The sequence below is a fragment of the Novosphingobium sp. genome, from assembly GCF_027489515.1.
Lineage (GTDB): Bacteria > Pseudomonadota > Alphaproteobacteria > Sphingomonadales > Sphingomonadaceae > Novosphingobium.
This window is the reverse complement of sequence record NZ_JAIXZS010000111.1, coordinates 1-20,768: the sequence shown is the minus strand read 5'-3', so window position 1 is coordinate 20,768 and position 20,768 is coordinate 1. Positions and strand designations below refer to the sequence as shown.

20 protein-coding genes are annotated in these 20,768 nt (G+C 65.9%); 7 read left to right on the top strand and 13 right to left on the bottom strand.

The features are described from left to right. The 11 genes from Q0082_RS19480 to bchF form a co-directional block, all read right to left on the bottom strand. On the bottom strand, window positions 1-233 hold a 233-nt coding region (locus Q0082_RS19480; protein WP_298195265.1), incomplete at its 3' end, for a hypothetical protein. Then, window positions 233-715, bottom strand: a complete 483-nt coding sequence (puhC, locus tag Q0082_RS19475; RefSeq protein WP_298195264.1) for a photosynthetic complex assembly protein PuhC — start codon at window positions 713-715, stop codon at window positions 233-235. The genes Q0082_RS19480 and puhC, both read right to left, overlap by 1 nt. Continuing rightward, a complete protein-coding gene (puhB, locus tag Q0082_RS19470; protein ID WP_298195263.1) occupies window positions 712-1,341 on the bottom strand; it encodes a photosynthetic complex putative assembly protein PuhB in 630 nt (209 codons plus the stop codon). The genes puhC and puhB overlap by 4 nt, the downstream gene beginning before the upstream one ends. Then, the gene (gene puhA / locus Q0082_RS19465; protein WP_298195262.1) at window positions 1,338-2,114 is read right to left on the bottom strand and encodes a photosynthetic reaction center subunit H; all 777 of its coding nucleotides are present in this window, start codon (window positions 2,112-2,114) and stop codon (window positions 1,338-1,340) included. The genes puhB and puhA overlap by 4 nt, the downstream gene beginning before the upstream one ends. 73 nt (window positions 2,115-2,187) lie before the next feature. Further along, window positions 2,188-3,576: a BCD family MFS transporter gene (locus tag Q0082_RS19460; RefSeq protein ID WP_298195267.1), complete on the bottom strand. Its 1,389-nt coding sequence runs from the start codon at window positions 3,574-3,576 to the stop codon at window positions 2,188-2,190. 56 nt (window positions 3,577-3,632) lie between these two features. Next, window positions 3,633-4,361 (bottom strand): magnesium protoporphyrin IX methyltransferase, encoded by a 729-nt coding sequence (gene bchM / locus Q0082_RS19455; RefSeq protein ID WP_298195261.1) that lies wholly within the window; start codon window positions 4,359-4,361, stop codon window positions 3,633-3,635. Beyond that, window positions 4,358-5,248 carry a ferredoxin:protochlorophyllide reductase (ATP-dependent) iron-sulfur ATP-binding protein gene (bchL, locus tag Q0082_RS19450; RefSeq protein ID WP_298195260.1) on the bottom strand — a complete coding sequence of 297 codons (891 nt, stop codon included), beginning with the start codon at window positions 5,246-5,248 and terminating at the stop codon, window positions 4,358-4,360. Before bchL ends, bchM begins: the two co-directional genes overlap by 4 nt. Window positions 5,249-5,260: 12 nt before the next feature. Further along, the gene (locus Q0082_RS19445) at window positions 5,261-8,971 is read right to left on the bottom strand and encodes a magnesium chelatase subunit H (protein WP_298195259.1); all 3,711 of its coding nucleotides are present in this window, start codon (window positions 8,969-8,971) and stop codon (window positions 5,261-5,263) included. Continuing rightward, on the bottom strand, window positions 8,961-10,544 hold the full coding sequence (bchB, locus tag Q0082_RS19440; RefSeq protein ID WP_298195258.1) for a ferredoxin:protochlorophyllide reductase (ATP-dependent) subunit B: 1,584 nt from the start codon (window positions 10,542-10,544) through the stop codon (window positions 8,961-8,963). The genes Q0082_RS19445 and bchB overlap by 11 nt, the downstream gene beginning before the upstream one ends. Before the next feature lie 4 nt (window positions 10,545-10,548). Continuing rightward, window positions 10,549-11,853 carry a ferredoxin:protochlorophyllide reductase (ATP-dependent) subunit N gene (locus tag Q0082_RS19435; protein WP_298195257.1) on the bottom strand — a complete coding sequence of 435 codons (1,305 nt, stop codon included), beginning with the start codon at window positions 11,851-11,853 and terminating at the stop codon, window positions 10,549-10,551. After that, on the bottom strand, window positions 11,850-12,419 hold the full coding sequence (gene bchF / locus Q0082_RS19430) for a 2-vinyl bacteriochlorophyllide hydratase (protein WP_366522583.1): 570 nt from the start codon (window positions 12,417-12,419) through the stop codon (window positions 11,850-11,852). Before bchF ends, Q0082_RS19435 begins: the two co-directional genes overlap by 4 nt. A 193-nt stretch (window positions 12,420-12,612) precedes the next feature. Here bchF and Q0082_RS19425 point away from each other — a divergent pair, with 193 nt between their 5' ends. From Q0082_RS19425 to Q0082_RS19395, 7 genes are all read left to right on the top strand, one after another. Then, entirely contained in the window at window positions 12,613-13,563 is a 951-nt protein-coding gene (locus tag Q0082_RS19425) for a B12-binding domain-containing protein (RefSeq protein WP_298195256.1), read from the top strand. Window positions 13,564-13,577: 14 nt separating this feature from the next. Further along, complete coding sequence (ppsR, locus tag Q0082_RS19420) at window positions 13,578-14,999, top strand: transcriptional regulator PpsR (RefSeq protein ID WP_298195255.1); 1,422 nt, start codon at window positions 13,578-13,580, stop codon at window positions 14,997-14,999. A gap of 63 nt (window positions 15,000-15,062) precedes the next feature. Further along, the gene (gene chlG, locus Q0082_RS19415) at window positions 15,063-15,989 is read left to right on the top strand and encodes a chlorophyll synthase ChlG (RefSeq protein ID WP_298195254.1); all 927 of its coding nucleotides are present in this window, start codon (window positions 15,063-15,065) and stop codon (window positions 15,987-15,989) included. Beyond that, window positions 15,989-17,305, top strand: a complete 1,317-nt coding sequence (locus tag Q0082_RS19410) for a BCD family MFS transporter (RefSeq protein WP_298195253.1) — start codon at window positions 15,989-15,991, stop codon at window positions 17,303-17,305. The genes chlG and Q0082_RS19410 overlap by 1 nt, the downstream gene beginning before the upstream one ends. Continuing rightward, on the top strand, window positions 17,302-18,498 hold the full coding sequence (locus Q0082_RS19405) for a geranylgeranyl diphosphate reductase (RefSeq protein ID WP_298195252.1): 1,197 nt from the start codon (window positions 17,302-17,304) through the stop codon (window positions 18,496-18,498). Before Q0082_RS19410 ends, Q0082_RS19405 begins: the two co-directional genes overlap by 4 nt. 8 nt (window positions 18,499-18,506) lie before the next feature. Continuing rightward, entirely contained in the window at window positions 18,507-18,992 is a 486-nt protein-coding gene (locus Q0082_RS19400) for a TspO/MBR family protein (RefSeq protein ID WP_298195251.1), read from the top strand. A gap of 9 nt (window positions 18,993-19,001) precedes the next feature. Then, window positions 19,002-19,262 carry a hypothetical protein gene (locus Q0082_RS19395; RefSeq protein ID WP_298195250.1) on the top strand — a complete coding sequence of 87 codons (261 nt, stop codon included), beginning with the start codon at window positions 19,002-19,004 and terminating at the stop codon, window positions 19,260-19,262. Between the two features lie 7 nt (window positions 19,263-19,269). On the opposite strand, the gene Q0082_RS19390 is transcribed toward Q0082_RS19395, so the two are convergent. Next, window positions 19,270-19,701, bottom strand: coding sequence for a hypothetical protein (locus Q0082_RS19390; RefSeq protein WP_298195249.1), 432 nt, complete (start codon window positions 19,699-19,701; stop codon window positions 19,270-19,272). Window positions 19,702-19,904: 203 nt separating this feature from the next. Beyond that, a partial coding sequence (gene pufC, locus Q0082_RS19385; protein WP_298195248.1) for a photosynthetic reaction center cytochrome PufC occupies window positions 19,905-20,768 on the bottom strand: 864 nt, incomplete at its 5' end.

Genomic DNA, 20,768 nt, shown 5'->3' with positions numbered 1-20,768 from the left:
TAGGCGGCCAGCTTGATCCACGCCCGCACGAGCGGACCTGCCCGCGTTACCGTTGCCATCCGGTCGATGGCGAGGCTTTGACCGAAATCAACGCGGATCGGTGCGCCGTGGACCTTCACCCGGTCCCCCGGCTGCAGTTCGATATCACCGGCCAGGCGCACATGCGCGTGGAAGTGCTCCGGCGTCTGCTCGATCTCGATGCGGCAGGGTGTATCAAACTGGCTGGAAGCCATCAGGCCGCGCCTCCGGGCAGCAGCGCGGCAAAGGCGGCGCGGTTGTCCGGACCGAATGAGCCCAGTTCGATCGAGCGGCCAGTGCTCTTGTCATCGAGGCTCAGCGTGCCGTTCTTCCACAGCGTGAGCGTGAAGGGCGGGGCCATGCCGACGCCGCGGATATGCCGCTCACGCGCCATGCCGCGCATCACGCCGCGCACGAAGCCATTGCCCGGCACGCCGTCGACGAGGATGCGCACCGTCTCGCCGGTGGTCACATCGCGCACTACGACCGCCCCGTCACCGCGATCGGTGAAGGTCAGCTGGCGGACCAAGGTCGGGGCGATATGCGCTTCGCTGCGGGCCACGGCGGGGATCGCTTCACGGTTCAGCACGCCGACCTTGACCAGCGTAGTCAGCGCGAGTGCGGTTACCACAAGGACCAGCGCCGCAGTGAGGGCGCCCTTGGGCATCGTCTGTTCATGATCGTGAACCAGGCTCATGCTGCTGCCTCCCTTGCGCCCAATGCAGGCCGCGGTGCCTTTGCGGCGGGAGCCGCATCGCCGCGCTGCTGCACCGGAACGACCGCCGCAGTAGCCTTGGCGAGAATGCTGGCCGCTTCCGCTGCGTTGGGCAGTGCGCGCAGCATCGGCTGGGGCTTGGCAAGGCGGAACGGCCGCGCGTGCGGCCAGAGCATTGCGTAGCCGAGCATGCTCGGCCCATCGAGCGACAGCGAGATATCGCCGTAGCCCGCACCGAGAGTGCGCAGATCCGCGCCGCCCAGCTTGACCAGCGGCAGGTTGATGCACTTGCTGAGCGCGGCACCGACGCGAAGCACCACGCGGCGGTTGGTGATCGTGTAGACCGTGGTTCGCGCCACCAGCAGGGCAAAGCCATATACCAGGCCCATCGCCAGCACGCCGAAGCCCGCCGTCAGCAGTGCGCCCATGGGCGTGCCGCCCACGAGCGCCCAGCCAACGAGCAGCACGAAGTATCCGCCGATCCACCGCGCACCCAGTGCGCTACGGGCAAACACCCAAGCATCGGGCGCGCCCTGCCAGAGGACCGCCTCGCCCGGAGGCAGATCACCCGGCAGGCCGCGGATCGGCTCGATATCATGCTCTCTCACAGGATCGGCTCCTGACGGCCGGCGTTGGCATAGAGATAGCCGCCGCCGAAGTAGCCGATCACGCGCTCTTCCTCATAGCGGGTGATCTCGGCCGCGCTCGCGAGCTGCGGCACGGCGTCATAGTCGGCCGCGTTGATTGCATCGATGTTCACGCCGCCTGCGCCCACCGTCGCCATCGCCATCGGGGCGAGCACGGTCTTGCCGCTGGTCGTCTCGACCTGAAGGTAGCGAACCTGATGCTCGGCGCGGTCGATCCACAGGTCGGTCACGGTGCCGGCGACCTTGCCGTCAGCTGCCGTCACCTTCATCCCGCGCGGATCAGGACCGCCCTTCCACACCGAGATGTGGTCTTCGGTCGAGAGCGGCACGATGCGGGCGCGGCCATGCGCGTCCTGATCGGGCCACTTGGCGCGGTTGGCATAGGACGCCGGGCCGACACCATCGACGAGCGGATTGCCGGTCGGAACATAGGGCGCACCCGGGAAGTTCTCGAAGCGCTTCGCGGCTATGTCCACCGGCTCGCGGCCTTCGTTCGGCGGCAGCGGATAGGACACCGAGCCGCGATCGAACGGCAGGTGGAAGGTCTTGGGCAGCGCGGTTGAAAGCGGACCGCCCACGCTCTCGATGAAGCCGTTGATCTCGTCTTCGAGCGGATAACCCTCTCGGCGATCCTCGCGCCGCAGCCAGAAGACCAGAGCCAGGAAAAAGAGGAAAAACGCCCAGAGCGCGAGCTCTGCCACGTCAATCGAGCCAACTACATATGCCGTTTTCATCGCACGTTCCTTTCCCGGATCAGGGCCCCGGAGGCCGCAATTCCCACCACCAAAGTCAATCTCGGCACCACACTCATGTCGGAAACTCAGGTATCGCCATTTGCCCGCCGGGCAGATCGCCCGCGATCCCGATGCGCTTGCCAGCCAGGGGACCCAGCACGACGAGCGCGGCGATCAGCATCACGATCTCAAGGCTGTAGACCGTGGCATAGCCGGCCGCGCGCCCGCCCGGGCCGCTCGCCCAAGAGACGGTGTCGCGGATCACGCCGCCGACTGCGAGCGCGCTGCCCGCAGCCGTTGCCTGCACCGCACCCCACGCACCCAGCGCCACGCCTGAATCGACACGCCGCGCCAGTGCCATCGCGGCGATCAGCGTGCCCACCGAGAACAGTCCGATGCCGAAGCCGATCGAACCCGCGCCGATCGCGAGGAGGAACGGGGCATTGAGCGGCGCTGCCAGCAGCACCAGAATGAACGCGCAGATCCCGGCGACCATGCCGGCGCCGGCCAGCCGCAGAGGGTCGAAGCCCCGCTCCAGCACGCGCGTCGAAAGCGAGAAGCCCGCAATCGCGCCCATCGCCCAAGAGCCTGTCAGCATGGTGGTGGAGCCCACGGCCAGCCCAAGCAGCTCGGCGCCGTAGGGCTCGAGCAGCGCGTCCTGCATCGCAAATGCCGCAGCGCCGAGGCCGATCGCGCAGAGCAGGCGCATGGTATTGGGTTCGGCCACGAACTCGCGCCAGACGTCACCGAATTCCGGGGTTTCGCGGTCCTTGGCGGTCGCGCCGGGATTGCGGCCCTCCTGCTTCCACAGCGCGGTCAGGTTGAGCACCAGCGTGACGACTGCCGCGCCCTGGATCACCTGCACCAGCCGGGTCGGGCTGAAGGGTACCAGCAACCCGCCGATCACGAAGGCGGACACCATCATGCCCACGAGCAGCATCACATAAAGCAGCGCCACCGCGCGCGGGCGCTTGTCCTCGCGCGCAAGGTCGGTAGCGAGTGCAAGGCCAGCGGTCTGCGTAACGTGGAGCCCGGCGCCGGTCAGCAAGAACGCCAGCGCGCCGCCGCCGAGGCCGGTGTAGAAAGTGCGTTGCTCGCTCATCAGCAGCAGCGCGAAGGGCATGATGGCAAGGCCGCCCCACTGCATCAGCGTGCCGAACCAGATATAGGGCACCCGCCGCCAGCCGAGCACCGAGCGGTGCGTATCGGACTTGTGGCCGATCAGCGCGCGAAGCGGCGCAAACAGCAGCGGCATCGCGATGAGCAGCGAGACGAGCCAGGCCGGCGTGTGTAGTTCGACGATCATCACGCGGTTGAGCGTGCCGTTCAGAAGCACCGTCGCCATGCCGACGCTGACCTGGAACAGTGCGAGGCGCAGCAGGCGGGAGAGGGGCAGCTCGGCACTCGCGGCGTCGGCAAACGGCAGCCAGCTTACCGCTACGCGCGTCCACTGGCCCGCCATCCGCGAAAGGCGGGTCTCAGGGGCAGTTTCAGCGAGGGCGGGCGTGCCGGTCATGGTCAGTCGCGCACCAGTTCGAGAGCGTTGGAGATGTAGAAGCCGGTGCCGATCCGCTGGCTCCGGCCGACATGCCAGCCGGGGAGCGCCTCCTCGATCATCGCAACAAGGTCGGCATCACGCACGGGAACGATGGCAGGAGCGCGGTCGCTGCGCGGGAAAAGCAGGCCCATCGTGTGCATTGCACGCAGCATCGGAGTGGAGGGCGCGTGGGTGAACACGATCGAACCGTCACAGCGTTCGGCGAGCGAGACGAGCGTGGCGACGATGTCTTCGGGGCGGTAGTGGATCAACGAGTCCATCGCCACGACATGATCAAAGCGGCCATGCGCGGGATCGAGCATGTCGCCCACCCGCCAGTGGATGCGCCCATGGCCAAGGAACGAGGGGCAGCGTTCGCGCGCGATGGCGACAAGCCCGCCCGCGACATCGACGCCGACGACTTCGGCCCCGCGCCGCGCGGCCAGCACGCTGAGCGCGCCGGTGCCGCACCCGGCATCGAGCACGCGCATGCGGCGAAGATCATGGGGCAGCCAGCCCAGCAGCACGTCGCGCATCGCATCGCGGCCCGCACGCACGGTAGCGCGGATCCCGCTGACTTTCGTATCCGAAGTCAGGTCGATCCACGCTTTGCGCGCCGTGCTGTCGAAGTATGTCGTCAGCTTCTCGCGCTGGGCTTCGAAGCGCGAGCCATTGTGGCCAAAGCCGGAAGATGCGCGCGTTGCCATCATTCGTACCCCAGGAAATCGAAGATATCGCGGTCTTTCATGGCGGTCGCCTCAAGCGCAGGCGTGCCATTCCAGAGGATGCGGGCAAGATTGAGGTATTCCTCGCGCGCCGCGATCACGTCCGGGCTGTCGGGCATTTCGAACAAGGTGCACTTCTTCAGGCGCGAGCGGCGGATCGCATCGAGATCCTTGAAGTGGGCGAGCCGCTTGAGCCCGATGGCGCTGTTGAAGCGGTCGATCTCGTCGGTGCCTGCCGAACGATTGGCGACAACCCCTGCAAGGCGGACGTCATAGTTTTTCGACTTGGCGTTGATCGCGGCGACAATGCGGTTCATCGCGAAGATGCTGTCGAAATCGTTGGCGGCGACGACGATAGCGCGCTCGGCATGTTGCAGCGGCGCAGCGAACCCGCCACACACCACATCGCCGAGCACATCGAAGATCACGACGTCAGTATCTTCGAGCAAGTGGTGCTGCTTGAGCAGCTTGACCGTCTGCCCCACGACATAGCCGCCGCAGCCGGTGCCTGCAGGCGGGCCGCCGGCTTCGACGCACATCACCCCGTTGAAGCCTTCGAACATGTAGTCCTCGGGCCGCAGTTCCTCGGCGTGGAATTCCACGGTTTCCAACACGTCGATCACGGTCGGCATCAGCTTCTTGGTGAGCGTGAAGGTGGAATCGTGCTTGGGATCGCAGCCGATCTGCAGCACGCGGTGGCCCATCATCGAGAAGGCGGCGGAAAGGTTCGACGAGGTGGTCGACTTGCCGATGCCGCCCTTGCCGTAGACGGCAAAGACCTTGGCATTGCCGATGCGATCAGCGGGATCGAGCCGGACCTGCACGGACCCGTCGCCATCAGGCTTGCGGGTAGGGGGATCGAGTAGCGCCATGGGTAGGTTCCTTTATGCCGCGACGGCGACGACGCCCTCGGGGATGACGCCTTCCAGGCGGTCCTCGAGTTCGTCGCTGGCGGCGTGGAGGGCTGCGAGAGTGGCTTCATCGGGCGACCAGAACTTGCGGTCGACCGCTTCGAGAAGGCGGTTGGCAACGCGGGCCGAAGCGCGCGGATTGAGGGATGCCATGCGCTCGCGCATGGCTGCGTCGAGCACGTAGGTTTCGCTGATGCGCTGGTAGACCCAGGGATCGACTTCGCCGGTGGTGGCGGACCAGCCCATCGTGGTGGTGACATGGCCCTCGATCGCGCGGACGCCTTCGTAGCCGTGCCGCAGCAGGCTTTCGGTCCACACCGGATTGAGGATGCGAGTGCGCGTCTCGAGCGCGACCTGTTCCTGCAGGCTGCGAACCTTGCCGCTGCCTTGGGTCTGGTCGCCGATGTAGACTGGCGCGGTCTCGCCGCCCTTGGCCCGCGTCACCGCGCGGCTGATCCCGCCCAGCGCATCGACATACTGGTCGATCGAGGTGATGCCGAGTTCGACGCTTTCGAGGTTCTGGTAGGCGCAATCGACGGTCTTGAGTGCCGAGGCGAGGATCGCGGCCTGGCGGATCGGCACGCCCTTTACGCCGTAGGCATAGCCCTTCTGGCGTTCGAAGCTGTCGGCCAGCTCGTCGGGATCTGTCCAGGCGCCGTTGTCGATCATGAGATTGACGTTGGCGCCATAGGCACCCTGCGCGTTCGAGAAGACCCGCAGCGCCGCCGTTTCGAAGTCGCACTGGTGCTCGTTCTGGTGGGCGATGGCGTGGGCCCGCACGAAGTTCATTTCCAGCGGCTCTTCAGCCTGTGCGGCGAGCAGCGCGGCTTCCGCCAGCATGCGCGTCTGCAGCGGGAGCAGGTCGCGGAACACGCCCGAAAGCGTTGCGATCACGTCGATGCGGGGGCGGCCGAGTTCTTCGAGCGGGATCAGTTCGGCCCCGGCGAGACGGCTGTAGCTGTCGAAGCGGGGGCGGGCACCGATGAGCGCGAGGACCTGCGCAATCTGGGCGCCCTCGCTCTTGAGGTTGTCAGTGCCCCACAGCACCATGGCGACGGTCTCGGGCAAATGGCCGGCATCGGCCATGCTGCGTTCGAGCAGCTTTTTCGCCTGCTCCGCGCCGTCCTTCACTGCGAAGGCCGAAGGCAGGCGGAACGGGTCGAAGCCGTGGATGTTGCGCCCGGTCGGCAGGATTTCCGGTGCGCGCAGAACGTCCCCGCCTGAGACGGGGCGGATGAACCGGCCCGAAAGCGCGCGGACGATGCCGTCCAGTTCGTAATTGGTCGAGAGCGCGGTGTTGAGCGCGGCCATGTCCTTGAGCAGCGGCGTATCGAGCTTCAGTCGGCCATCGACCAGCAATTCGGCAGTCTGACCCGAAAGCGGCTCACCGCGCGCTTCGGCCGAAGCGCGCACCATGTCGATGCGTTCCTCGCGAGTCGCGGCCTGCCCTGCCACGTGCAGTCCTTGCGGGATCAGTTCGCGCTCGATCTCATAGAGCCGCGCCGCGAGCGCCGGCACGTCGGTGCCATCGAGGTCCAGCGCTTCGGCCTGTTCGGCGATCAGTTCGGCCAGCAGCGAAGCCTGCTCGTCGCCCGGGGGCAGCGAACGCCAGCGCTCGACCGAGGCCTTGAGGTCGGCGAGGCCTTTGTAGACGCCCGAGCGGGTGAGGGCGGGGGTGAGGTAGCTCACCAGCGTCGCACCCGAGCGGCGCTTGGCCAGCACGCCTTCCGAAGGGTTGTTGGCGGCATAGAGATAAATGTTCGGCAGATCGCCGATCATCCGGTCCGGCCAGCATTGTGCGGTGAGGCCGGTCTGCTTGCCGGGCATGAATTCGAGGCTGCCGTGTGTGCCGAAATGAAGCACGGCGTGGGCCTGGAAGTCCTCGCGCAGCCAGCGGTAGAACGCAGCAAAGGCGTGGCTCGGGGCAAAGCGGCCCTCGAACAGCAGCCGCATCGGATCGCCTTCGATACCGATGGCAGGCTGGATGCCGACGAAGACATTGCCGAACTGCGCACCAAGCACCTGAACCGCGCTGCCGTCAGACTGCAGCTTGCCGGGCGCCGGCCCCCACGAAGCCTCGATTTCCTTGAGCCAGGTTTCGCGCGACACGATGGTATCGGCCATGATCCGTGTGTGGACGTTGGCCTCGGTGCCATAGCGCGCCGAATTGCCGATCAGGATCGCCGAGCGCAGCGCATCGACGCTCTCCGGCACCTCGACCGAATAGCCTTCCGCCGCCAGCCGCACGAGCGTGGCATGGAGCGATTCGAACACGCTGAGGAACTGCGCGGTACCGGCCGCACCGGCATTGGGCGGGAAATTGAACAGGACGACGGCAATCCGCCGCTCGGCTGCTTCGGCGCGGGCGAGTTCGATCTGCTTGAGAACGCGGGCAGCCAGCGCCTCGGCGCGCTCGGCGCAGCTTTCCATCTGCCGCACGCCCGCAACGCCGGATCCGGCAAAAGTACAGCCGTTTGCGCAGCCGGTGCAGGCTTCGCCGCTGCCGTCCGAGCGGCCGCCGAAGACCATCGGCGAGATGGCGCCGTCAAGCTCGGGGATCGCGATCATCATCGTCGATTCGAGTGGCAGCAGCCCTTGCGGATTTGCGCCCCAGGCCTGAAGCGTCTGGAATTCAACCGGATGCGCGGCGATATAGGGCCGGTCGAGCTTGGTGAGGATCGCCTCGGCCGCCGCTGTGTCGTTGTAGGCCGGCCCGCCGACGAGGCTGAAGCCGGTGAGGTTCACCACCGCATCAACGATCGCCTTGCCGTCCTTCATGAACAGCGCCTCGATCGCCGGGCGGCCGTCGAGACCGCCGGCGAAGGCCGGGATCACGCTGAGGCCCCGGGCCTCCATCGCCGCGATCACGCCATCATAGTGGCGCGCGTCCTTGGCGAGCACATAGGAGCGCAGCATGAGCAGGCCGACCGTGCCGCGCTTGCCCGCAGTCGCGCTGACGGGCAGGGCAGCAGCACTCGCCGCCATGCGCGGGGTCATCGCCGGATGATAGACGCCGACCTCGGGATACTCGCGCGGCGCTTCGGCCCTCATCGCGCCGCGCAGGGCAGCGCGATCGCCCGAGGCATAACGGTCGATGAGCGCGCGGATCATGTCCACGACGTTGTCATCGCTGCCCGCGAGCCAGTATTGCAGGGTCAGGAAATAGGCGCGCACGTCCTGTGCGGTGCCGGGCACGTACTTCAGCAGCTTCGGCAGGCGGCGCAGCATGGCCATCTGCCCCTTGCCGGAGCTCGCGCCGGGCTTGCCCGATCCGCGCAGCTTCTTGAGCAGCGCCATCATGCCCGTCGCGGGCTTGTCCATGCGGTAGTCGCCCATGCGGGTGAGCTTGACCACTTCGCCCGCCGACATCAGGCCGACGATGGCATCGCAGCTGTCGCGCCGGGCTTCCAGCGCGGGCATCACCGCGCGGATATGATCCTCGAGGAACAGCATCGTGCATAGGATGATGTCCGCCCGGGCAATGTCCTCGCGGGCGGCGTCGAGCGAGCCGGCTTTCTCTTCCCAATCGGCAGCGGCGTGGAAACCGATCGTTACGCCTGTCCCTGAGCGGGCAAATTGCCCCTGCGCGCGCTGGAAGGCGCCCGAAAGGTGGTTGTCGAGCGTAATGACGACAACACGGACGGGCGTGTCCGGCGTAGCGGGGAGGGGGGCTTTACCGCGCATAGTGGGCTTTTGCCTCGTAGAGCGTGTCGAGCGTGATAGCCGCCAGGCCCATGTCATTCGCGTACTTCTCGGTATTGCGCTTGGCTTTGCCGCGCACGAAGAACGGAATCTTGCGCAGTTCGCGCTCGGCTTCGTCGGTCCAACCGGCCGAGCCGTCAGAAGCGGCGACGGGCGCAGCTTCTTCCCTGATCAGAATGTCGCCGGCGGGTGCCAGCATCGGTTCCGCTTTGGCATGCGCCGGCGCCGAACCGTGAAGGTGCGAGGGGCCCGCCGCGTCGCTGAACTCGAAGTCGTCGCGGAACATGGTGAGGAGGTGCTCTTCCAGCCCCATCACCAGCGGGTGGACCCAGGTGTCGAAGATCACGTTGGCGCCTTCGAAGCCCATCTGCGGGCTGAAGCGCGCGGGGAAATCCTGCACGTGGACCGGCGCGGAAATCACCGCGCAGGGAATGCCCAGCCGCTTGGCAATATGGCGCTCCATCTGCGTGCCGAGCACCAGTTCGGGCGCGGCGGCGGCGATGGCTTCCTCGACCGTCAGGTGATCGTCGGTGATCAGCGGCTCGAGGCCGTACTCCTTGGCGGCATTACGGATATCGCGCGCGAACTCGCGGTTGTAGCAGCCGATCCCGCAGACAGTGAAGCCGAGCTCTTCGTGCGCGATCCGCGCGGCGGCCACGGCGTGGGTCGCATCGCCGAACACGAACACACGCTTGCCGGTGAGATAGGTGGAATCGACCGAGCGGCTCCACCACGGCATGCGCGAGGAGGGATCATCCAGCGCCAGCGCCGGATCGACCCCGGCGAGCGCCGCCACTTCGCTGATGAAGGCGCGCGTCGCGCCCACGCCGATCGGCACGGTGCGGATCGCGGGCTGGGCAAAGGTCTTGTCGAGCCAGCGCGCTGCTTCGTCGCCGATTTCCGGATAGAGCACGATGTTGAAATCGGCGGCGCCGATCGTGCGGATATCGGCGGGCGAAGCCCCAAGCGGTGCGACGAGATGGACGTCGATGCCAAGCAGGTCGAGAATGCGGCTCACTTCGCGAACATCGTCGCGGTGGCGAAAGCCAAGGGCAGCGGGGCCAAGCAGGTTGACCAGCGGGCGGCGGCCTTCGCGCGGGGTCGGCCGCACCGAGGTGTCTGCCAGATGGCGCACGATCTGGTAGAAGGTCTCTGCCGCGCCCCAGTTTTCCTTGCGCTGATAGCTGGGCAGTTCCAGCGGGATCACCGGGCAGGGCAGGCCCATGTTGTCGGCAAGGCCTGCGGGATCGTCCTGGATCAGTTCAGCAGTACACGATGCGCCCACGAGCAGCGCTTCGGGCTTGAACCGCTCCACCGCATCGCGCGCAGCGTTCTGGAACAGGCTTGCGGTATCCTTGCCGAGATCGCGGGCCTGGAAGGTGGTGTAGGTCACGGGCGGGCGGGCGCTGCGGCGCTCGATCATCGTGAACAGCAGATCTGCGTAGGTATCGCCCTGCGGTGCGTGGAGGAGGTAGTGCACCCCGCGCATCGCCGTCGCGACCCGCATTGCGCCGACATGCGGCGGTCCTTCATAGGTCCAGACGGCGAGCTGCATGGGCCTATATCCTCATCACGTCGCGACGGCGCAGGGGCCGGGCGAACAGTTCGGCGAGGTCACCCGCCTGGTCGAAGCCGTGAACGGGCGAGAACACCAGTTCGATCGACCACTTGGTGGCGAGGCCCTCGGCCTCGAGCGGGTTGGCAAGGCCGAGGCCGCAGACGGTGAGGTCCGGGCGGTCGGCACGCACGCGGTCGAGCTGGCGTTCGACATCCTGCCCTTCGCTGATGCGGGTATTCTCGGGCAGGCGGGCAAGATCGGCGGCCAGGTGTGCGCGGTGGAGGTAGGGCGTGCCGACTTCGACCGGGATCATGCCCAGTTCGGTGGCGAGGAAGCGCGCCAGCGGGATCTCCAGCTGCGAGTCCGGGAGGAACGTGATGCGCTTGCCCTTTAGGGCAGGTATGTACCGCTCGAGCGCGCGCTTGGCCCTTTCCCGGCCCGGAGCGATCACGCGGTTCACGTGCATCTCGTCGATTCGGAACGCAGCCGCTGCAGCCGAAAGCCAGGCCGCGGTGCCTTCCGCGCCGAAGGGGAAGGGGGCATCGATGCGCACCGCGCCCCGGTCTTCCAGCGCGCGAGCGGTTTCACCGAGGAAAGGCTGCGCCAGGAGATAGCGGGTATTCGGTCCGATGGCGGGCAGCATCCCGGCGCGGCGCGAAGGCAACACGCCGACATTGGTAATGCCAAGTTCGGCGAACAAGCGCAGGAACTGGTCCTCGACGATATCGGGAAGCGCGCCCACCAGGAGCAGCGATTGCGAAGCATCCACCGCGGCAACCGGCATTTCCGGCACCAGCGCGGTCAGACAGGCGTCCTCGCCTTCGGTGAAAGTCGTCTCGATCCCGCTACCTGAATAGGCAAGAATGCGAACGCCTTCGCCCGTCTCGTTGCGCATATGCCGTGCGCCGATGCGCTGCGCGGCATTGCCGAGATCAAGCTTGATCACTTCCGAGGGGCAGGATCCCACCAGAAACAGCGTGCGGATTTCCGGACGGCGAGCCAGCAACCGGTCGACCACGCGGTCTAGCTCGGCGTGGCAATCGGCCATGCCGGCCAGATCGCGCTCCTCGATGATCGCGGTGGCAAAGCGCGGTTCGGCAAAGATCATAACGCCTGCCGCCGATTGGAGCAGGTGCGCACAGGTGCGCGATCCGACGACGAGGAAGAAAGCGTCCTGCATCTTGCGATGCAGCCAGACGATGCCGGTAAGACCGCAGAAAACTTCCCGCTGGCCGCGCTCGCGCAGCACTTCGAACTTGCCGTCGCGCGGCTTTTCGGCGGTGGCAATGGCTTGTGCGGGGCTCATGCGGCGGCTCCTGCAAGTGCTTGGGCCTGGAGCCGGGCTGCGCGCAGTTTCAGCACGAACTGCGCTGCGTTGATCACGTAGGTGAGGTAGGCTGCGAGCGCGACGGTAAGGCGGGTCTCGAGCGTGCCGAACTTGCCCAGCAGCATCACGAGGTAGGCCGTGTGCAGCGCGATGACGAGCATCGAGACGACGTCCTCCCAGAAGAACGCCGGGGCGAAGAGCCACTTGCCGAAAACGACCTTCTCCCAGATCGAACCTGTGACCATGATCGTGTAGAGCGTGAGCGTCTTCGCGATGACCGAAAGGTCGGCGGCAAAGGCGCCATCACCCGTCAGCAAGCAGCGCAGGACGAGGACGAGGCTGACAAGGAAGACCACGAACTGGAAGGGGGCGAGCAGGCCCTGGACCAGCGTCCACGGCGTCTGATCGCGCCGCAGCTTCTCTTCTGGCGTATAGAGCGGAAGGGCCTGGCGGACCGCCCCGCGAGCGGTCTGCCGGGGGTCCGATCCGGACCTGATCCCTTGCAGCGCAGGCGTACCACCGTTCGACATTCTTTGGCGTCCCATCCCTTTAAGTAACGAGGAGCTTACGACTCGTTTCAAGCCACTGTCAATAAAATTGGACGACAACTGAAATTGACAGAATTGGGTTTGCCAAGGTTTGGGATTGAGCGTAGGTCTTGGGGGAGGGACAGAGTCGGAGTGTCTTTAACCACTATCCCCACGCGGCCAGGAGCTGCGGCAGACGGGAGTGTCTGACATGGACTTGGCGGTTGGCAAAAGCGGGGCCACGGGTGGCCAGAGCTCTCGCAAGGGGGATCAATCCCCCACGCACGAAGAGCATTCGGGTGTCCCGGCGAGCAGCCGGCGCAAGAATGCCAATGCCGGAAGCGGCCGCAATGCCGGCACCCGCCGCCAGCGCCCCGGCTCCAACTCGGCTATCAGCACCCTAATCGAAGGCGAGATCATCCCCCAGCTGCTGGTGGCGCATCGCATGCGTCCGGGCCGCAGCGTCGGGCAGGGCGGCGGGCTGATCACTGCCGAAGATGTTGCTCACTTCTCGCCGTTGCCGCTCACACTTCAGGCCGATGAACTGCTCGTCCATGTGGAAGAGTATGTCGCCCGCGGGGTCGGCATCGATGCCATCTTCGTCGATCTCCTCGCCCCCGCCGCGCGCCGCCTCGGTGCGCTCTGGGAAGAGGATCTTTGCGATTTCCTCGATGTCACGATCGGCCTCTGGCGCCTGCAGGAAGTGATGCGCGAAATCGCGTGGGGCAGCCCGATCATCACCGGGCCGCTCAAGGCGCCCTGCCGTGCGCTGTTCTCGGCAATGCCGGGCGATCAGCACAGTTTCGGGGCCACGATGGTCCACGAAGTTTTCGTCCGTGCGGCGTGGGATAGCGAGGTTCTGGTCGCCCCGGACATGCGGCAGCTCGTGTCGAAGGTTGCCAACAAATCCTACGATCTCGTTGGCTTGACCGTATCCTGTGATGTTACTACCGAATCTCTGGCAAGAACCATCAAGGCGATCCGCAGCGTGTCCATGTGCCAAGACGTGAAGATTCTGGTAGGGGGACATGCAGTGAACGCCAATCCGGCACTGGCCGACGAGGCCGGCGCCGATGGTTCGGCGATTGATGCACCCGGAGCGCTTGCTCTCGCCAACCATCTGGTCGGCGCGGCCACGCACCGGACCGTGAATGCCGGCTAGGGCCGGTCATCTCCGTGGCTGAACCCGAGCGCGCCCTCGCGGACAAGACACCGTTCAACCGGTCGGAATCCGCATTCAACGACATCGTGCCGGCTGATGCCTTGCGCCTGGTGCTTGCTGCCGGCGACGTCACGCTCTCGCTCGATCCGGACGGCCGGATCCTCGATGTTGCCGCCAATCGGCAGGACTTCCCGGGCTGCGACAGCTGGATCGGCCAGCAATTCGATGCCACTGTCACTGTCGAAAGCCGCAGCAAGGTCAAGGACATGCTGCAGGTAGAGCCGGGTGAGGCGGGCAGCCGCTGGCGCCAGATCAATCACACCAGTCCTGCGGGCGATATCCCCGTCCGCTATCTGATGATCAGCCTTTCAGGCGGCAAGCGCCTGATCGCGGTCGGGCGCGACATGCGCGGGGCCGTGGTCCTCCAGCAGCGCCTGCTTCAGGCCCAGCAATCGCTCGAGCGCGATTACATGCGCCTCCGCCAGATCGAGACACGCTATCGCCTGCTTTTTGATCTTTCGTCGGAGCCGGTGCTGCTGGTCGAGGCGGACAGCCAGCGAATCCAGGAAGCGAACCCCGCTGCACACGCCCTGCTCGAAGCGCGTCCTGGCAGCCTTGTTGGCGCCAAGCTTTCCGGCCTCGTCGCGCGCAGCTCGCGCGATGCGCTGATTGCCTATCTCGGCGCAGTGCTGACAACCTCCGAAGTCTCGCCGCTAACGGTCGATCTCGAACGTGCCCGCCAGCAGCTCACCATTTCGGCGACCGGCTTCCGCCAACTCGGCGGGCGCTATCTCCTCGTCCGCCTCGGCAGCGCTATCGAGCGCACGACCGAAGGTGCGGCAACCTTGCTCGATATCGTCGAGCGGATGCCCGATGCCTTCGTCGTCGCCAATTCGGACATGCGGATCATCGCGGCCAACATCGCTTTCCTCGAACTCGCCCGCGCCGCCTCGCTCGATCAGATCCGTGGCCGCCCGCTTGGCGAGTTCGTCGGCCGGCCCGGCATCGATCTCGATCTCATCGAAGGCCAACTCACCAAGTATGGCCTTGCCCGCAATGTGAGCACAGTGGTGCGTGCTCGCGATTCCGAGTTGGAAGAACCGGTCGAGCTCTCCGCCGTCCGCACCTCGGGCGACAACCCGTGCTACGGCTTCGCGATTCGCGAGATCGGCCGCCGCCTGCGCGATCTGCCGCCTACGCCGCTCGATCTGCCGCGCTCGGTCGAACAACTGACCGAACTCGTCGGTCGTGCGTCGCTCAAGGAAATCGTGCGAGAGAGCACCGATCTTATCGAGCGCCTCTGCATCGAAGCAGCGCTCGCCTACACTTCGGACAACCGCGCCTCGGCGGCTGAGATCCTCGGCCTCAGCCGGCAGAGCCTCTACTCCAAGCTGCACCGTTACGGGCTCGGCAATCTGGTCGGCGAGAGCGAATAGCGCGACACGCGCAAGTGTAAGAATCAATTGACACTTAGGGGTGTCAACCATACCCTCCGAGGTATGACGCAGCCAGCCACTTCGGCCCCTTCGATGGCTCCCGCAACGCCCAAGGCCATTCGGCGTCCCGCGTTGCGCGACGTGCTTGAGCTTTTGAAGCCGATCACCTGGTTTCCGCCGATCTGGGCGTTCATGTGCGGCGTCGTTTCCTCCGGCCAGCCCGCTGCGGGCCACTGGGTCGCGATCCTTGCAGGAGGTCTCCTCGCCGGCCCGCTCGTCTGCGGCAACAGCCAGGCCATCAACGACTGGTTCGATCGCCACGTCGACGCCATCAATGAGCCCAACCGCCCGATCCCATCGGGCCGCATCCCGGGCCGCTGGGGCCTCTGGATCGCCTGCGCCGGCTCGCTGCTCTCCCTTGCGGTCGGCGCGGCACTCGGCATCTGGGTCATGGTCGCAACCGTCGTCGGCCTCGCCGCCGCGTGGGCTTACAGCGCGCCGCCGTTCCGCCTCAAGGCGAGTGGCTGGTGGGGCCCGGCGCTTGTGGGCCTCACCTATGAAGGCCTCAGCTGGTTCACCGGCGCTGCCGTGATGACCAGCACGCTGCCGGCCACGCCTGTCATCATCGTCCTTGTGCACTACAGCCTCGGTGCACACGGAATCATGACACTCAATGATTTCAAAGCCGTAGAAGGTGACAAGCAGACGGGCGTGCGTTCGCTTCCTGTCGTGCTCGGTGTGCGCAATGCTGCGCTGTTCGCTTGCGGGGTCATGGCGCTCGCGCAAGTGATCGCCGCGATTTACCTCGTGCAGCAAGGCCTAATGATCTCAGCGGGCATCGTTGCGCTGGTTCTCGCCGTGCAGTTTGCGCTGATGCCCAGGCTCATTGCTGACCCGGCTGGACGTGCGCCATGGTACGGCGGAACCGGCGTGACGCTCTATGTCCTTGGCATGCTGGCAGCAGCCGGCGGCCTTGGCGGCCACTGGTGATGGCCCGCGCGGGGACCCCCTCCGGTTTTGGTTGGCTTTCGATCGTGCGGCTCGGCCTTGTCCAGGCCTCCATCGGCGCGGTGGTCATGCTGGCGACCTCGCTGCTCAACCGAGTCATGGTCGTCGAATACGGCATGGCTGCTGCCGTCCCGGCCGGGCTCGTCGCGCTGCATTATGCTGTCCAGCTCGCGCGCCCCGTCTGGGGGCACGGTTCGGATCGCGGCCATGCCCGCACTCCGTGGATCATCGGCGGTGTCACGGTGCTCGGCTTTGGCGCCATGCTTGCCGTCTTTGCACTCCCGCTGGGTGAGGCGCAGCCGCTCGCGGCCAATGCCGTCCTGCTCTTTGGCTTCATCCTGATCGGTGCCGGTGTCGGTGCGGCGGGCACTTCGCTCCTTGCTCTCCTCGCCGCTGGGGTCGCGCCGCAGCGCCGCGCCGCCGCCGCCGCAGTCACCTGGATCATGATGGTGATGGGCATCGTCATTTCCGCAGGCACCGCCGGCGCGCTGCTCGAACCCTTCTCCTGGGGCCGGTTGGTCGAGGTCGCGGGCTCCATCGCGCTCGCCGCGCTAGTCATCACCGTGCTTGCCACCTTCCGGCTTGAGCGCGGCATGCAGGCGGCCACGCCTGAACCCGCAAGTGAGACCAACTTCGGAGACGCCCTGCGCGCGGTCTTCGCCGAAACCGCGGCGCGGCGCTTCACCGTCTTCGTCTTCCTCTCGATGCTGGCCTATTCGATGCAGGATCTCATTCTTGAGCCCTTCGCCGGGATTGTCTTCCGCATGAGCCCGGCGCAGTCGACCTCGCTCTCTGCAGTCCAGCACAGCGGCGTGCTCCTCGGCATGATCGTCGCCGGCATCGGCGGCAGCGCTTTTGCCGGCCGCGCCGCCGGAGAGCTTCGCGGCTGGATCGCCGCTGGCTGTGTCGGCTCGGCACTGGCGCTTGCTGGCCTTGCGATCGGCGCCGGGGTTGGTCCCGGCTGGCCGCTTGCTGCCAATATCGCCGTGCTCGGCTTTGCCAATGGGGTCTTCGCAGTGTCTGCGATCGGCGCGATGATGAGCCTCGCCAGCAGCGGCTCCGGCGCCGATACCGGCGTGCGTATGGGCGTCTGGGGCGCGGCGCAGGGCATCGCTTTCGGGCTCGGCGGGCTGGCCGGCGCGATTGGCGTCGATCTGGCGCGCCACGCGGAAAGCGACGGGCGCGCGTTCCAATCAATCTTTGCGATCGAGGCCGTGCTGTTCATGGCCGCGGCGGTGATGGCAGCGCGCATTGCAAGGCAAGACGCGGCAATCAATTTTCGGGAGGCGGAAGCATGAGCGGGATCGAATTCGACGTCGTGGTGGTTGGTGGCGGGCCTTCCGGGGCAACCGCTGCGGCGGATCTGGCGCGCATGGGCCATTCGGTCATGCTGCTCGACCGGGCCGGACGCATCAAACCCTGTGGCGGCGCGGTCCCCCCGCGCCTGATGGAAGAGTTTGCCATCCCCGATAGCCTCCTCGTTGCCCGCGCCCGCAGCGCGCGCATGGTCGCTCCGTCGGATCGCGCGGTCGATATGCCGGTGGGCGAGATCGGCTACGTCGGCATGGTCGATCGCGATGTGTTCGATGAATGGCTCAGGAACCGCGCCGCACTGACGGGGGCCGAACGCCGGACCGGCACGTTCGAGCGGATCGAGCGCGACGGGGCTGAAGGCGCTGTGGTCGTCTACCGCGAAAGCCGCGGCGGGGCTGAGCACCGCGTGCGCGCAAAACTGATCATCGGCGCCGATGGTGCCCGCTCGGGCGTCGCCCGCGATAGCCTGCCGGGCAGCGAGAACGTCAAATGCGTCTTCGCCTATCATGAAATCATCAAGTCGCCCCCGGCCAACGATCAGGGCTATGATCCTTCGCGCTGCGACGTGATCTATCAGGGCCGCGTCTCGCCCGATTTCTATGGCTGGGTCTTCCCGCACGGCGAAACCGCCAGCATCGGCGTCGGCAGCGCCAACAAGGGCTTCTCGCTGCGGGGCTCGGTTGCCACGATGCGGCAGGAAATGGGCCTTGCCCAATGCGAGACAGTGCGCAGCGAAGGTGCGCCCATTCCCTTGAAGCCCCTGAAGCGTTGGGACAATGGGCGCGATGTGCTCGTCTCGGGCGATGCTGCCGGCGTCGTCGCGCCTGCCTCGGGTGAGGGGATTTACTATGCGATGACCTGCGGCCGCCATGCCGCCAATGCCGCGCACCAGTTCCTCCTCACCGGCAAGCCGAGCGCACTCAGGGCTGCGCGACGCACCTTCCTCAAGGAGCATGGCCGTGTGTTCTGGATCCTCGGCATCATGCAGTACTTCTGGTATTCGAGCGACAAGCGCCGCGAACGCTTCGTGGCGATGTGCGCGGATCCCGATGTGCAGCGGCTGACCTGGCAGGCCTACATGAACAAGAAGCTGGTCCGCGCCGATCCGATGGCGCACGTGCGCATCTTCCTCAAGGATACCGCGCATCTCCTTGGCCTCAGGGCCGCGCACCCTTGAGCAGCCCGATGGGGAACCGGCCCTGGGGATTGCCGATTGCCATTGCCGCGATCGCGGCGATCGTCGTCGCCGGCGTTGGCGGCACGATGACCGATACGACTGGCTGGTACCAGAGCTTGCGCCTGCCGAGCTGGAACCCGCCGCCGCCCGCCTTCGGGATGATCTGGACCGTCGTCTTCACGCTGATCGCCGCCTCTGGCGTCAACGCCTGGCGCGCGGCGCCCGATAGCCGATCCGCCGATACGCTGATCGGCCTTTTCGCAATCAACGGCGCACTCAACGTGAGCTGGACCGTGCTGTTCTTCCAGCTGCGCCGGCCGGACTGGGCCTTTGTCGAGCTTTCGGTGCTGTGGGTCTCGATCATCGTGCTGATCTTTGCTTGCGGCCGCTTCTCGCGCAGCGCGGCGCTGCTCCTGCTGCCCTATCTCGCGTGGGTGACTACTGCCGGCGCGCTCAACTGGCAGGTGATCCAGCTCAACGGGCCGTTCTCCTGAAGGCGCGTCATGCCTGATCTTGCCGCCTTCTTCGCCAGCGGCCACGCCGCCGATCTGGTCCTCGCCGTGCTGGCGATCGAGGCCGTCATTCTGCTTCGCGCAGGCCGGCCCGCGATCGATGTTGCGCTGCTCCTGCTCCCCGGAGCCTGCATGATGCTGGGCCTGCGTGCTGCGCTGGTTGGCTCCAGCTGGCCATGGATTGCGCTACCGCTGGCGGCGTCGTTCCCGGTGCATCTAGCGGACGTGGTGCGGCGGGGGAGGTGGAAGTAGTCGAGCCCTACGTGCCAATCGGTGTCCAGCGCACCTCGAAAGCATCGTAGTTTTCATGCATGCGACGAAACTCAGGAACAGCCCGCAGCGCAATAGCCTCGTCCACCTGCAGCGCTTGTTTTACGACCGCATGAAGTTGCTCATAACGAGCCTGATCGAAAGCCAGCGCTGGATGCTGATCGCCTGGCCCGAGCTCGCCCTGCCGAAGCTTCGCAAGATATCGCTGCCAGATCGACCAGAGCTTCTCCGCTGCCGATAGTTGCTCCGGCGCGATCGGAGTCAGCAGGAACTCCGCCCCCCATTCATCCGCGCCATCATCCCATTCACATTGGTAGGCATGCGGCACTCCGCGATAACTGGCAACGCCATTGCGCGGTCCATCGAAGTAGTCGTTAACGGTATAGACCGTCTCCCATCCTTGGGGCGCTGTGTCACTCATGATCAAAGCATAAGGCAAACTTGGGCAACAGCCTAGCGGACTTGCTCGTCGAGCATAGGTGTCACTTTCTATTGTTAAGTCTGCTCCCTTGGACTTTCGAATCACTCGCACAAAAGAAAACCCCCGCGATCCATGGAGGATCGCAGGGGCCAGGTAATCCGCGCCGGTTGCGTGCGCGGGGGTGTTCGCTTGCCTGACCGGGGTCAGGGCATCTTGGTCGGCGCTGCAGCCGGAGCCGGAGCCGCCGCAGCGGTGACCATCGAACCGGTCGGCCGCAGGGCCGGGTAGTCCTTGACCATCGAGACACCGCCCAGAGGCTTGTTGATGCCGCGGTGGCAGGTCGTGCAGTTGACCTTCAGCGGATCGCCCTGGGGACCAAGGCGGTGCTTCGGGAACACGCTGGCCAGCGTGCCGATGTATTCACCGTTGATGTTGCGCACCATGCGATAGCCGTACCAGGCGCCGACGCGCTTGGGTGTGCTCCGGTTCCATGCCTGGAACGAGTCGGTGTTGTGGCAGAACGTGCAGTTCACGCCCAGCGCACTCGAGGTATGCATCATCAGGCTGTAGGTGCCTTCGGTTTCCATCGTGGTCGTCTTGTCGGCGGTCGCCGCATAGGCGGATGGATGGCTGTACTTCGACTGCACCCGGATGTTGCTGGAGTTTGCATCAAGCAGGTACTTGGCAAACGCCGCGTTGGGCAGCGAGGAATAGGCCGTACTGACCATCGGCGCATTCTGGCCGTGCTTGTTGCCGAGGATCGTGTCCGGATTGCCCTTGGCCGGCAGCGCCCAGTTTTCCGTCGGAACTGCCTGTCCGCGGTGGCAGGTGTAGCAGGTCACACCGGTCTGCTTCACGTGCTGCGTCCAGTTCGTGTTGATGTTCCGGGTCATCTGCAGCATCCGCCGAGCGACCTTCTTGGTGTAGATCTCGTCGGACGCCATGTTGGCCGGGTTGTGGCAATAGTTGCAGCCTTGCTCCGGTGCGATCCACTGCGTGATCGCGGCCATCGTGTAGCTGAACTCGTCCTCCGAGATGTCTCCCAGAACCTGCACGTTCTGGTAGGC